This window comes from Streptomyces sp. NPDC001450, from assembly GCF_053597295.1.
The window spans coordinates 1-12,541 of sequence record NZ_JBSFHY010000087.1 but is presented as its reverse complement, the minus strand read 5'-3'; the positions used below and the strand labels follow the sequence as shown (position 1 = coordinate 12,541).

The 12,541-nt window shown below is 68.2% G+C and carries 13 protein-coding genes and 2 pseudogenes; 8 read left to right on the top strand and 7 right to left on the bottom strand.

What is annotated here, in order from left to right:
• Positions 1–205 precede the first annotated feature (205 nt).
• A complete protein-coding gene (locus ACWC5O_RS44415) occupies positions 206–829 on the top strand; it encodes a hypothetical protein (RefSeq protein ID WP_450592336.1) in 624 nt (207 codons plus the stop codon).
• 136 nt (positions 830–965) lie between these two features.
• Positions 966–1,514: a hypothetical protein gene (locus tag ACWC5O_RS44410; protein ID WP_450592338.1), complete on the top strand. Its 549-nt coding sequence runs from the start codon at positions 966–968 to the stop codon at positions 1,512–1,514.
• 147 nt (positions 1,515–1,661) lie between these two features.
• On the opposite strand, the gene ACWC5O_RS44405 is transcribed toward ACWC5O_RS44410, so the two are convergent.
• The 3 genes from ACWC5O_RS44405 to ACWC5O_RS44395 form a co-directional block, all read right to left on the bottom strand.
• Complete coding sequence (locus ACWC5O_RS44405; protein ID WP_450592339.1) at positions 1,662–2,531, bottom strand: hypothetical protein; 870 nt, start codon at positions 2,529–2,531, stop codon at positions 1,662–1,664.
• Positions 2,532–3,186: 655 nt separating this feature from the next.
• Positions 3,187–3,567, bottom strand: a complete 381-nt coding sequence (locus ACWC5O_RS44400; RefSeq protein WP_450592340.1) for a hypothetical protein — start codon at positions 3,565–3,567, stop codon at positions 3,187–3,189.
• A 317-nt stretch (positions 3,568–3,884) separates the two neighbouring features.
• Complete coding sequence (locus ACWC5O_RS44395; protein ID WP_450592342.1) at positions 3,885–4,286, bottom strand: hypothetical protein; 402 nt, start codon at positions 4,284–4,286, stop codon at positions 3,885–3,887.
• A 45-nt stretch (positions 4,287–4,331) separates the two neighbouring features.
• Between ACWC5O_RS44395 and ACWC5O_RS44390 the strand changes: the two genes are divergently transcribed.
• The 3 genes from ACWC5O_RS44390 to ACWC5O_RS44380 all read left to right on the top strand — a co-directional run bounded on the left by ACWC5O_RS44390 (position 4,332) and on the right by ACWC5O_RS44380 (position 6,845).
• A complete protein-coding gene (locus tag ACWC5O_RS44390; RefSeq protein ID WP_450592343.1) occupies positions 4,332–5,093 on the top strand; it encodes a pentapeptide repeat-containing protein in 762 nt (253 codons plus the stop codon).
• 725 nt (positions 5,094–5,818) lie between these two features.
• Positions 5,819–6,136 carry a hypothetical protein gene (locus tag ACWC5O_RS44385; RefSeq protein WP_450592344.1) on the top strand — a complete coding sequence of 106 codons (318 nt, stop codon included), beginning with the start codon at positions 5,819–5,821 and terminating at the stop codon, positions 6,134–6,136.
• 400 nt (positions 6,137–6,536) lie between these two features.
• A complete protein-coding gene (locus tag ACWC5O_RS44380) occupies positions 6,537–6,845 on the top strand; it encodes a hypothetical protein (protein ID WP_450592346.1) in 309 nt (102 codons plus the stop codon).
• A gap of 77 nt (positions 6,846–6,922) precedes the next feature.
• On the opposite strand, the gene ACWC5O_RS44375 is transcribed toward ACWC5O_RS44380, so the two are convergent.
• From ACWC5O_RS44375 to ACWC5O_RS44365, 3 genes are all read right to left on the bottom strand, one after another.
• On the bottom strand, positions 6,923–7,606 hold the full coding sequence (locus ACWC5O_RS44375; protein ID WP_450592347.1) for an RNA polymerase sigma factor: 684 nt from the start codon (positions 7,604–7,606) through the stop codon (positions 6,923–6,925).
• Positions 7,593–8,030, bottom strand: a complete 438-nt coding sequence (locus ACWC5O_RS44370) for a hypothetical protein (RefSeq protein WP_450592349.1) — start codon at positions 8,028–8,030, stop codon at positions 7,593–7,595. Before ACWC5O_RS44370 ends, ACWC5O_RS44375 begins: the two co-directional genes overlap by 14 nt.
• Before the next feature lie 632 nt (positions 8,031–8,662).
• Entirely contained in the window at positions 8,663–9,247 is a 585-nt protein-coding gene (locus ACWC5O_RS44365) for a DUF4913 domain-containing protein (protein ID WP_450592350.1), read from the bottom strand.
• A gap of 262 nt (positions 9,248–9,509) precedes the next feature.
• On the opposite strand from ACWC5O_RS44365, the pseudogene ACWC5O_RS44360 reads away from it, so the two are divergent.
• From ACWC5O_RS44360 to ACWC5O_RS44350, 3 genes and pseudogenes are all read left to right on the top strand, one after another.
• Positions 9,510–10,577, top strand: a pseudogene (locus ACWC5O_RS44360) (IS110 family transposase); the annotation flags it as partial.
• 139 nt (positions 10,578–10,716) lie between these two features.
• On the top strand, positions 10,717–12,159 hold the full coding sequence (locus ACWC5O_RS44355; RefSeq protein ID WP_450592353.1) for an NF041680 family putative transposase: 1,443 nt from the start codon (positions 10,717–10,719) through the stop codon (positions 12,157–12,159).
• A 15-nt stretch (positions 12,160–12,174) separates the two neighbouring features.
• Positions 12,175–12,309: pseudogene (locus ACWC5O_RS44350) on the top strand (IS110 family transposase); the annotation flags it as partial.
• 5 nt (positions 12,310–12,314) lie between these two features.
• Here ACWC5O_RS44350 and ACWC5O_RS44345 read toward each other — a convergent pair.
• Complete coding sequence (locus ACWC5O_RS44345) at positions 12,315–12,443, bottom strand: hypothetical protein (RefSeq protein WP_450592352.1); 129 nt, start codon at positions 12,441–12,443, stop codon at positions 12,315–12,317.
• Positions 12,444–12,541: the final 98 nt, after the last annotated feature.

The window sequence follows — 12,541 nt, the reverse complement described above, 5'->3', positions numbered from 1 at the left end:
ACGAAACCCTCGCAACTACCTGGGCCTTCTGGGGCTCGCAGCCGCACTCTGCTGCTACAAGCGATACATCCGCCTCACCACGTAGGACACGGTCTTAAAGTTCAACGCCGCCTTCAAGTCCTCGGCGACTCCGGACTGAACTGCTCCCCAGGCTTCTGTCTGCGGTTTCCCAGACGGGGCAAGACTGGGAGGGCAGACTGGCCGGATGGATGCTGGGCTGGCAGCTGTACTTGGTGCCCTCGCGGGGTCTGTGGCCACCATCGGGGCAGCGTTTGCGACGGGTTGGGCTACCAGGGAGCAAGCCAAAATCGCGGCTCGCTCGGAACACCGTCGGCAGCGCATTGAACCGAGACACGACGTCTACCGAGAGTTCTTAACTGCTGTGGCCGCGCTGGAAGAGCACACCTCGGAATTGCGTACCGATAGCGACCTGGTGCCCCCCGGCGTGCGACTCGGCCCAGACGTTGACTCGGCATTCCTGGAACGAACCAACCAGTTGGCCGCCGAGGTTAAGGCGATCTGGCTCCGCGTAGCTCTCATCGGGCCAGAGCGTGTGGCGGAGGAGGCTGCGACATCAGAGGCCGCGTGCAGCTCTCTGGCCAGCGGCATCGAGCTCATGTCGTACAGGAACTTGTTCCCCCCGTCCGAGGCGAGAGCCCAGGCCCGCCGTTCATATGAAGGCCTGGGTGAATCCCTGAGACATTTCATGCGAGTCGCCCGGTCTGCCCTGGAGGATGACGGCATCTACGAGAACGAATGGGAACGCTTCCACGTTGTGCAGCTGAGAAACAGCAATACAGCACAGCAACCGGACACCAGTATCTCGTAGGCCCAAGTGCCAACCCTCGGGCTCGGTAGCGCGCCGTCCAGTACACGTGAAGGGCAGGACCACGGTGACAGAAGCGGTGCCCCCGGAGGTACGGACCGTCCAGCGGCGCGTCATCGCCACGGTGAGAGCCTCCGGCGTGCTCAGCGGCGGCGGGCTAGCACTATGGCGAGAGGTCGACTGCGGCGAATGGAAAGCCACCGCCGCCGAAATCGCCCGGGACCTGACGCTGTTGGAAGTGCCTCACGAGATCGTGACGGCCTTCCGCTTCCCCCTGGCCAACTCGCGGGACAAGCGGCTGCGGCGTGGCGAGGAAGTCCGCATCGCCAAGAACGATCTCACGCACCTGATGCGGTGGATGCCGTCACTGAAGGCACTGGTCGACCAGGTCACCGACGACTGGCCCGGCTTCGACTTCATCATCTTCGAGCCGCGGGCCGACAGCATGGCGCTGGTGACGTTCGCCCTCGCGGCGGACTGGCCGCGCTGGACAGAGAAACAGGCTCGGGCTGCGGGGCTGATGTGCGCCGAGTGCGACTACGACCTGCGTCAGCGGGACGACGAGAGCCGACTGCCGTACAACATCCCGGCGCCCGAACGGCCGAAGAAGATCCGCCTGGTGTGCGGCCGGTGCTGCAACGACGGCCTGGACCAGATGGACATCCTGGCCGCGCGCCAGCCGTCGTGACCGCTCCGGCCGTCTCCAAAGACCCCGATCACGGGGCGGCCGCGGGCCGGGCCGTGCCACGATCGCCTCATGATTGATCTGGGGGTACGTGTCGAGTTCTACGAGCGCGTTGGCCGAGGGTCCTCTCGAAGACGGCGGACGGACCGGTCAGGGCTGCACGGTGGCAACGGTAGGGCTCGGCTCTGACACCGCCGGATCGTCTGCCAGGGCCTCGTCCGAGGGCAGGCGGCTGTTCAGGACGCGGCCCAGGATGTGCAGGGCGGTCTGGATAGCGAGGTGGTCGGCGGCTGTGATCCTGGTGTCCAGTTGCGGGTGCTCGGTGCGCAGGTACGTCCACCCCGCGGGCCCGGAAGCACACCGGCCGATCTGCACGGCGAAGGGGCTGCCGGTGTCCGGCTCGATGAGGGTCAGGTCGGCGGCGCCGACCACTGCCTTCCCCTCGTCCATGGCCTCTTGGGTGCGGGCGGTGGACCAGAGCGCCAACTCCTCCCGGTCGTCCAGCTCCGCCCACGCCTTGTGCGCGGCGTTCAGAGCCATGCCGAGCCGTCCGGCAAGATCCTGGGCGTTGGCGGCGAGGTCGGCGCCGGACGGTTGCTCCAGTAGGACGGCGATCCTCCCCAGGGCGATGCTCGTGTCCCAGGCCGCGCTCTGCAGCCACCCGGGCCGGTCGGTGAGCTGCGCGGGCCGGACGAGAGTCCAGGCCTGCCGGGCGAGGTCGAACAGGGCCTGCGGCGGGATCGGCGCGTAGGGCGGGAGGACGTCGGGGGGTTGGGCGGTCTTGTCGGTGGGTTCGATACCGCGGGCGCGCAGGTCGTCGTAGACGGTGTCGCGGGAGACGTCGCCGGCGCGGGCGAGTTCGGCGACGGTGCGCGTGCCCGACCACCAGGCGGCGGCCATCAGGTCGGCGCGGTCCTCGGCGAGCCGGTCGCGGCGGGCGGCCCAGCCGCGCAGCGCGGCTAGGGCGGCTCCGCGGAGGTCCGCCGGGTCGGTGTCGAGTGGGTCGACGGTGGGCTCCATGCCCCGACCGTAGTGTCGAGCCGTTCGATATGTCGAGCGGTTCGACACTTTCGGGCCCTTCCGAAAAGCGGAGTTGACGGTTCCTCGTGCCCGGTTTCCTCGCCGCCCCGCAGGACCACTGATGCGGTCCGCATTGGATCGGGAGTCGATCTCCCCTGGTCGCTGATTGGATTGGCCGTTCAACGGCCAGGGGGGCGCAGGTTCCCCGCGCCGGGCGCCTCTGGTCATGACGGTCGCCCGGCGGCCGACAGGTCATGACGCTCCCGCACGCGGACCACCGCCAGGCGGTGGAGGAGACCCGGCGGCCGGTGGCCTCTTCCCCCAGGCCGGGCCGGGGACCGGTCCACCACGCGCATCGCGCGCGTGCGGGAAGTAGAGATGCAGGGAGATGTCGAGCCGCGGGGCCCTCCGGACGGGTGGAGCCGGTGGCCGGCCCCGGTGTCGCCCGTGGGAGACGGCTGTCCCCGGTCGCGCTCCGCGCAGAGTCGGGCAGATCGGGCATCCGCCACACGGGTTACCGGCGATCAGCCCGCCGACCTGCGGAAACCGCTGTGTGCCCCTGTGGGCCCCGTTGGTGCTCTCGGACGTCCAATCCACACGCGGACGTTGGCGAACGTGCCGGGGGCGGCATCCTGTGGGGCCGGTTTCCGGTGCTTCAGTCCTCGTCGTTTCGGATGATGCCGCCTGGCACGTGCGGGTCGAATCGGCCGGCGCGCATGGCCTCGATGCACTGCAGGACACGGGCGAAGGACGTCAGCCCGTACGTGATGTATCGCGTAGGCGAGTCCCCGGAGACGCTTTCACGCTCGATGGGAACGCCGCCCATGATTGCCCAGTACGTGTCACGCACCTCGTGCTCGGGGTGAGCTCCGACCCACGCCATCTCGACGTCCGCCGCGAACTCGTTGGCGGCCGTGCAGGTGTACTGGCTCCATCCCTCGACGGGCTTCGTCGGGTCGAGCGCGGCGATCGTGCGGACCTCCTCGATGCAGCGCTCGTAGATGCGGGACAGTTCGGCGTTCAGATCTTGGCTCATCAGGTTCCCCCTCTCTCTCGCCGGACCGTCCGGCGACTGATGAACCCTGCCCGAGGCCGCGGTGGAACAGTCGCGCTGCCTCATACGCGATCCACCCGTGCACCTGCAACCGCCGATCAGGAAGCCGTGTCTCCCCCCGCATGAGACTCAGGCAGTGGTTACGGACATCCCAGGGCGATCGAGAGCTGCGTCTGTGGAAGGTCGGTCTCGTCCTACCCCTGGCCTTCATCGCCGCACTCGCGGTCGCCGCCGCCGTCTTCTACACCGGCTGGGACCTGCTTGGCGCCCGCGGGCTGAAACCTGAACGCCGCATCGACTCAAAGACGCTCTTTGACCTGGTCAAGCTCTCCTTCGGTGTCGTGGCCGGTGCCGGTGCTCTCGTCGCCCTGGTTGTCGCCTACCGTCGGCAGCGCGTCGACGAAGCCGGCGCCCACCGGGAAGCCACCCGATTGCACACCGAGCGCTTCTCCCAGGCCGTCGACAAACTCGGATCCGACTCTCCAGCCGTCCGCCTCGGAGGCGTCCACGCCCTGGCCGGACTCGCCGACGACGCCCCCGACGACAACCTGCGGCAGACCTGTATCGACGTTCTGTGCGCCTATCTCCAGCTGCCCTTCACTCTCGACCCCGGCGACGACCCCGCCCATCAGGAGGAACATCACCGCTATCTGGCCCTCCGCAAGGTGCGACACACGATTCTGCGCGTCATCGGCGACCACTACCGCCGCCCTCGGGGAACCCACCGCTCCTGGCAAGGTCACGACTTGGACCTCACCGGCGTCACCATCGACGGCCCTGTGAGCTTCAACGGTGCAACGTTTTCCGACAGCGTGGTGTCCTTTGATGGTGCGACGTTCTCCGGCGACTCGGTGTCCTTCGACGGTGCAACGTTCTCCGGCGGCAGGGTGTCCTTCCGCGGTGCGACGTTCTCCGGCGACTCGGTGTCCTTCCGCGGTGCGACGTTCTCCAGCGACTTGGTGTACTTCAGCGGCGGGGCGGGCTTCGTAGGCGGGGTGTCCTTTGACGGTGCGACGTTCGCCGGTGACTGGGTGTTCTTCGACGGTGCAACGTTCTCCGGCGGCGGGGTGTCCTTCCGCGGTGCGACGTTCTCCGGTGGCACGGTGTCATTTAGTGGTGCGACGTTTTCCGGCGGCCTGGTGCACTTCGGTGGTGCGACGTTTTCCGGCGGCCTGGTGCACTTCGGTGGTGCGACGTTCTCCGGCGCCACCGTGACCTTCCACGGTGCGACGTTCTCCGGCGGCCCGGTGCTCTTCGCCGGTACGGCGCTCCGCGACGGCAGGATGATGGTCGACGGTGCGACGTTTTCCGGCGGCAGGGTGTCCTTTGATGGTTCGACGTTCTCCGGCGACTCGGTGTCCTTCCGCGGTGCGACGTTCTCTGGCGGCACGGTGTCCTTCGAGGATGCGACGGGTTCGCCTCCCGATGGGCTTCCCGTGGCCGCCGGGCATCCTGACGGCGGTGTAGTGCTTCTCCTCCCCTCGGCCTGGCTGACCCCGAATCCATAACGCCGAGGGGGCGGAAACGGTCGGTCTGAGGTTGTTGAAGCCACCCCGCGCGGGACGTCGCCCTGGTGCCGGCAGTTGTGCGGCGAGCGCGCGGGCGAGATTTCGCCCCCTCCGGTTCATTGGAACACCGAGGGGCGTCACCCCCGAGAGTGAACGTGTCGGCACCCATAGTCCGTTCGGGCCATGCGGATATGACCCCAAGGAGGACTGGCGGAGGGGTTCGCCAGGAAGGACGATCTTTATGGGTCTGGGTCGGTCTCCCTCTTTATGGAGGAGTCTGGCCCTTTTTGCGCTGGCCAGGGGCTCTTTCGGTAGAGGGGCGGCCTCCTGCGGTCCCGTGGGAGGCGTGAACAGGGCCTGCCCACACGGTGTGAGAGTCGAGGCGGGCAGGCCCCGAACCCGAAGGCTCGAACTTTGACCGTACCTATCGACGCTGGCGCAGGGCTCATTTTTCTCTCCGCCATCGCGGTTGGCCTCGCCGTCTACCGCCACACCACGAAGACGTCCGCCGTCATCCCGCAGACTGGCGACATCGCCACCGCGTTCTCGGCCGACGCCGCCACGTTGGTTGCCCTGGCGTTCCTCTTCGGTTTTTCCTCAGGCGTGGCGGTCTCCGGAGATCGAGGGCAGCTTCCCGCGGTCTCGCCAGCACCTGCTGGGCCAGAACGCCCGAGTTCCCTTTTGGACGGGCGGGCGTCCTCTGCCGACTCCCGGAGGTGGGCGCGATGACCACCTTGTTCTTGATCGTCGCACTCACGCTGGCTGGCGTCGGTGTCTACATCACCAAGCGCGACCCCAAGTGGGGCACTCCCATCCTCGTCGGTGTAGGGATCCTGACGGCGCTGTACATCCTCTGGGACCACGACCAGTCCCGGTCCCAGACAGTCGTACCGCCCGCGCCTTCGGTCACCTCGTCATCCGTGCCTTCTCCGGGTCTGACCCAGGTGGAGCCCGGTGGCCAGATCCATGACGGGGCACCCTCCTCGTCGGCGACTCCGTCCTGGTCGCCGACCGCGGTGCCATCCCCCCTTCCCGGCAAGTAGCCGACCAACGGGTGGTGCTGTTCTCCAAGGAACAGCACCACCCTCGCGGACGTACACCTTCTGAGCCGTGCAGCGCGAGATCGTGCGCGGGCCCGCACCCTTGCGATGGGCCCCACGGTCCAGCCGACGGCGGAGTTGCGCGGCTAACCCCTTACCGGTGTAGCGGCCGCGATTCAAGACGCACAAGGACAGAAGAACCGCAGGTCACTGGCCTTGAATGCGGTCCGCTCGGTGGGCAACTTGGGGTCCGCCGCCGGGGCTTGCGCGGCTAACCCCCTGCTCCCCCACTCTTCGGCACTGTCAGATCCGCTGCCCGCGACCCAAGGGCTGGGACTGCTGCACGCTCCACCCCGCTCGCGCACCCGGCGCCTGCACCCTCCAAGCCCGAAGGACCACCGACATGACCACCCGCCCGGCCGCACGACGCCTCCTCGCCCGGACCGCCCCGCCCCTCGGCCTCGGCGCCCTGACGCTGGCCGCCAAGCCGTACATCGGCCTCCCCGGGTGGGCCGTTCTGCTCAGCGCCATGGTCGGCATCGTCATCAGCGCCCTGCCGGCGCTGCTGCCGCAGGAATCCGCGCACCGCCGTGACGTATGGCGGGACTTGCTCCGACACCGTGAACGCATGGCGAGCCTCCGCATCAACGCTGCCGAAGCCCGCCGTGCCGCCGCACGACCGCGAACTGGTCACCGCGAACGGTCCGGCTGACCGCCCGTTCACAGGGGCCCGATCCCGACTCGGGGGCCGCCGGATCATGTCCGACGGCCCCCCAGCGTGCTGGCGGATCAGGAAGCCTGCGCGTGGCGCCCTGCTGCACGCATCACTACGGGCCCGAGCAACTCAGACCACGCGTCGAGGTTCTGCTCCACCTTCTGCCGGCAGTTCTTCTGCAGGTGCCGCCGGTGCGAGCGGACGGTCGCCGGGGACAGGTCCAGGGCCTTGCCGATCTGCGAGTCCGTCCATCCGTCCGCCGTCAGCAGCAGCACTTGGGCCTGCCGTTGCGGCAAGCTCTGCAGCAGCTGGGACACGGCGTCCCCCATGACCATCTCCTGAGGGGACCGTTCCCACCCGAGCGCACACCCGGTGAGTTCCAGGAACCCGGCCTCCATGGGATTCGCGACCTCGCGAGAGGCCTTGTACATGAGTCGCTGCGCCCGGTTGTAGGTGACTCGCCACAGGTAACCTCGCGGGCTCAACATACGGCCGACCTTGTCCCACTTGCGGAAGACCACCTCGAAGGCGTCCTGGACAACGTCTTCGGCATCGACGCTGGCACCCCGCGAGGTCACCAGCCGACGAACGAACATGATCAGCCACTTTCGGTGCGCCTTGTGGAACTCCTCGAAGTCCGCGAGGGGGCACATCGCGTCCCAGTCCCAGTCGAAGATCTTCTCGCCCGGTTCGGTCCAGTCGCCTCCGACGAAGTCGGCAAGGAAGCTGTGCAGCTCGCGCCCCTCAAGCGTCGTCACTGTTCTCCCCCAACTGCGCGCTGGTGGACGCCGGGCCGGTACCCGCCGGCACGTCCGGGTCTGCGCTGCAGGACGTCGTTCCGTCCGCGGCCTCCGTGTTCTGGCGGGCCAGCCGTGCGATCCTGCGGTTGCGGAACCACCCGGTGGCGCCCAGGAACGCGGAGGCGACGATCGAGAGGATCGTGAGGACGGGCGCGATCTGCCTCGCGAGGTCCACTACCAGGTCCCAGTTCGTCCACAGCAGCAACCCGGCGGCGCCCCCCAGAAGGGCGAACAGGGCGATGACCACCTCGACGTGGTGGTCCTGGACCCAGATGTCGATAGCCGACGCCCAGCTCCGGAGTCGGGGCGGCGTGTTCTGCACGCCGCGGACCACGCGCTGCTGCATCCGACGGATGCGTGCGCGCATGGAAGAGCGATCCATGGGAGTCCTCCCCCTGGCTCGGGGGCCAGCCGATGCCCGGGGACACCGGAGCCGCTTTCGCGGCCCGGCGACCCCGGGATGACGGAAGCCTGGGCTCCACTGCTCTCGCCAAAGATCTCGTGAAGTCGCAGGCCCTGCTTGGCCCTTGTGTAGTTTTGCTGGACATATTGGCAGACCCAGATCACCCGAATCGCCACCCAAACAGACCAGAAGCATGTGGGATGGTTCACACTGATCTATTCGAGGACGGGCTGCACGTTTCACGCCTCTCGCTGTCTAGTAACGGGTGACGGCGCCCCGATGGAAGGGGATCCGTCCCACGCAACGGCCCCGGCCGTGCGTGCCATCCTCACCTGAGGAGCGATCCAAGAAGGGTGATGGAAGGTCTGGGAGTCCTTGCTCTCGCCAAAGATCTCGGGATCTCCAGACCTCTGCGAAAACCGACGGGCCCCGGCAGCATTCCGATGCTGCCGGGGCCCGTTGCGTTCATCCGGGCCCTTGTCGACTCGACCGGGCGCGTCACCGGGAGCACATGGCTCGTCTGCGCTTCCCTAGGAATCCGTGAAGGAGTCGGCGCAGGTCTGCCCAGACTGCGCGGGATTCGTAGCCACAAAACACTGCGCCCCCCGTTCTCAGCCGTCGACAGCACGCCAGGCGCTGGGCACCGGGTCGGGAATGCGGTGCTGGACCTGGTGGCTGCCCTTGGTGCAGCCCTCGAAGGGGCCTTGCGGGCCGCGCAGTTCCCGCATGCAGGGATCGAGGTGGTCGCGGTGCCAGACGCTGGGGCCGGTGTAGCCGCAGGTGGCGGGGTCGGTCAGCTCCTGCCAGGCCAGCCAGCATGCGTGCAGGCGGGCGACGGCGACGGGGTGCTCGAACCAGAGGTGGCACCAGCGGGCGTCCGCGCTCGGCTCGGCCAGGTACCCGGGGACGAGGACGCCCTCGACCCACTCGATCAGCGCCCGCAGTTCCTCGTCGTACTCCGGCGAGTCCAGCAGCAGGATGAACGGCGGGGACTGCCACTCCCCCTCGGCTTGCCCGTCGTCGTCCTCGCCGGTCTCCGTCTCGGTCTCCAGGTCACCGTCGCCGCCGTCCTCGCCCTCGGCGGCATCGGTGAGGGTCTTCACCTTGGCGGCAAGCTGGGCATAGGCGGCCTTGAGGTCCTCCACGTCCTCGAACAGGGAGACCGGCACCTCGAAGTTGGGGGCGTCATCGGCCACGGCGGGCTGCCTTCCTGTCCTCGTAGGCCGAGACGGCGCGCTTGGTGATGGCGGCCTCCGTAAGTTGTTAGGCGGCCCGGGAGGGCCGGATGTGGCTGATGGTGGCTTGCCTTTTGTGGCTCCCGAGGAGTGGCCGTCCGGCTCTCCGGGGCGCCCTGGCTGCTGATTGAGATGTGCGCGCCTTGTGCGGTCGCTGATTACGGAGCGGACAGCGGGGTGTTCCTCGGGCCGATGGCACGCTGTGCGGAACGAGGAGGGGCGAGTGAGCAAGCGGCAGGCCCGGGCCTGGGCCGGCGTCGACGCGGGCAAGGGACATCACTGGGCGGCGGTGGTCGATGAGACGGGCGCAACCCTGTGGTCGAAGAAGATCGACAACGACGAGTCGGCGATCCTGACCGCGCTCGGCGAGATCCTGGACCTGGCGGACGAAGTCCGCTGGGCGGTGGACATCTCCGGCACGCCCTCCGCGCTGCTGTTGGCCCTGCTCGCGGCCCACGGCCAGCAGGCCGTCTACGTGCCCGGCCGCACCGTCAACCGCATGTCGGGCGCCTATCGGGGTGAGGCCAAGACCGACGCCCGCGACGCCTACGTCATCGCCGAAACCGCCCGCCACCGAGGCGACTTGTCCGTGATCAACGTGCCCGCCCAGATGGCGGCCGACCTCGCGCTGCTGACCGCCCATCGCGCCGACCTGGTGGCTGACCGGGTACGGATGATCAACCGTCTCCGCGACGTGCTGACCGGCGTCTTCCCCGCTCTGGAGCGGGCCTTCGACTACAGCAGCCACAAAGGCGCGCTGGTGCTGCTGACCGGCTACCAGACCCCGGCCGCCATCCGGCGCCGCGGGCGGGCCCGGCTGACGGCCTGGCTGGCCAATCGCAGCGTGAGGGGCGCCGACGAAGTCGCGGCCACGGCCCTGGAAGCTGCTCAGGCCCAGCAGACCGCGCTGCCCGGCGAGGACGTCGCCGCGGGGATCGTCGCTGACCTGGCCGCGGAGATCCTCGCCCTGGACGACCGCCTGAAGCGGATCGATCGGCAGATACGCGAGACGTTCCGCAGCCATCCGCAGGCGGAGATCATCGAGTCCCTGCCCGGCATGGGCCCAATACTGGGAGCGGAGTTCGTGGTCGCCGCCGGCGACCTGTCCGCCTACTCGGACGCCGGCCACCTCGCGTCGGCGGCCGGGCTGGTGCCTGTCCCGCGCGACTCCGGACGGCGAACCGGCAACCTGCACCGGCCCAAGCGCTACAGCCGACGCCTGCGACGGGTGTTCTACATGTCTGCCCAGGCCAGCATCATCCGTGAGGGCCCCAACCGGGACTTCTACCTCAGCTTGTTCTTTTTCTTCTGGCCTCGAACGGTGTCTCGTACTGAGTCGCTCACCTGGGGATTCGCCGGACGTGGGGGCGGCCTTCGTCTGATCCTGTGCTCCGACCAAAGTGCACGTGACCACGACGAAGGCCGTGAGGGTGAGTCTGCTGCCAGTTGCTGTCCGGAGAGAAGCGTTCGCGGAAGCGTCACGCTTCCGAGGCGAGTTCTACGAGTGTCTGGCCGCTCGGCGCGACGAATTGTTCGAGCTGACCGATGCGGTGCTGTGTGCGGAGGGCGCGGTGAAGTCCCCTGTGGACTTGACGCTGCTGCCCGAGCATCGTCGTGGGCACGGAGCGATGTACGGCGGTCTCAATCACGGCCGGATCGACATGGACCGGCTGCGGACGGTGCTGTCCGGGCTGTCGCTGCCGCGTTTCGACGGCGGGCGCCTGGTGCTGGCCGTCGACGTGTCGCCGTGGCTTCGCTCGGACGCGCCCTGCTCGGCCGAGCGGTTGTTCTGCCACGTCTACGGCCGTGCGAAGACGGCGTCGCAGTTCATTCCTGGCTGGCCCTACTCCTTCGTGGCGGTGCTGGAGCCGGGCGCCACGTCATGGACCGCGATTCTGGACGCGGTCCGGCTCGGACCGGTGGACGACACCACCGCGGTCACCGCCGCCCAGCTGCGGGGTGTCGTCGAGCGGCTCATCGCCGCGGGCCAGTGGCAGGCCGGGGACCCGCATATCGTGATCGTCAGCGACGCCGGCTACGACGTCACCCGCCTTGCCTGGGTCCTGCGCGACCTGCCCGTCGAGCTGGTCGGCCGAGTCCGCTCCGACCGCGTCATGCGTCTGCCGAAACCACCGCGTATGCACGGCGTCAACGGCCGGCCGCCCAAGCACGGCCCGGAATTCCGCTTCACCAAGCCGGAGACCTGGCCCGAGCCCGCAATCACCACCGTCACCGACACCACCAACTACGGCAAGGCCGAAACCCAGGCATGGGACCGAGTCCACCCAAGGCTCACCCACCGCTCCTCATGGCTCGACCACGACGGCGAACTACCCCTGGTTGAGGGCACGTTGATCCGGCTGAAGGTCGAGCACCTATCGAAGGAACGAGGCGCTCCGCCGGTGTGGTTATGGTCCTCGAAGACCAGCGCCACCCCGGACGACGTGGACCGTTTCTGGCAGGCATTTCTCCGCCGCTTTGATCTGGAGCACACCTTCCGCTTCGCGAAACAGACCCTCGGCTGGACCACACCGAAACTCCGTAACCCCCAAGCCGCGGACCGCTGGACCTGGATCCTGATCGTCGCCCACACCCGGCTCCGGCTCGCCCGGCCCCTCGCCGAAGATCTCCGCCGCCCCTGGGAGAAACCCGCCACACCCGACCGGCTCACCCCGGCCCGAGTCCGCCGGGGGTTCAGGAACATCCGCGCTCACCTCGCCTGCCCGACACGAGTTCCCAAACCCCGAGGAGCTGGCACCGGACGGCCACCCGGCGCCAAGAACAGACACCGTGCACCCCGCTACGACGTCGGCAAGACCGTCAAACGCCCCAAGACCCTCAAGGCCACCGGCAGACCTGGCAGATCCTGGTAGATAAAGAACAAGCTCAAGAAGCGCAGCGAAGACTGCAAGCACGTCCAGGCCGTCATCGCCCTGGCCCGCCGCCGGGTCAGCGTCCTGTGGGCACTTCTGCGCGACAACCGGGTCTTCACCCCCGCTCTGCCGGCCACGCAGGCGGCTTGACTTCGTCATTGAGACTCCTCGGCCTTCATCTGCGGGCCGATGTGGGCCGTGCGCTTCTCGGCGTACCAGGGGCGCAGCGCGATCTGAGCGACGGGCATGCCGGTGGACAGCAGCAGCGCCGTGCCCTTCCTCATGGCTGGCTTCGTTCATGAGAACGGACAGCACTTCGACACTGGTATGGGAGGCATGAGGCTCCCGAGGCCGGGACGGAATGTTCACGAGTTTCGACAGC

Excerpts from the sequence above, each read along its gene's own strand:
- ACWC5O_RS44415 (WP_450592336.1), top strand. The coding sequence starts at position 206 with ATGGATGCTGGGCTGGCAGCTGTACTTGGTGCCCTCGCGGGGTCTGTG.
- ACWC5O_RS44405 (WP_450592339.1), bottom strand. The coding sequence starts at position 2,531 with ATGGAGCCCACCGTCGACCCACTCGACACCGACCCGGCGGACCTCCGC.
- ACWC5O_RS44400 (WP_450592340.1), bottom strand. The coding sequence starts at position 3,567 with ATGAGCCAAGATCTGAACGCCGAACTGTCCCGCATCTACGAGCGCTGC.
- ACWC5O_RS44385 (WP_450592344.1), top strand. The coding sequence starts at position 5,819 with ATGACCACCTTGTTCTTGATCGTCGCACTCACGCTGGCTGGCGTCGGT.
- ACWC5O_RS44380 (WP_450592346.1), top strand. The coding sequence starts at position 6,537 with ATGACCACCCGCCCGGCCGCACGACGCCTCCTCGCCCGGACCGCCCCG.
- ACWC5O_RS44370 (WP_450592349.1), bottom strand. The coding sequence starts at position 8,030 with ATGGATCGCTCTTCCATGCGCGCACGCATCCGTCGGATGCAGCAGCGC.
- ACWC5O_RS44345 (WP_450592352.1), bottom strand. The coding sequence starts at position 12,443 with ATGAGGAAGGGCACGGCGCTGCTGCTGTCCACCGGCATGCCCGTCGCT.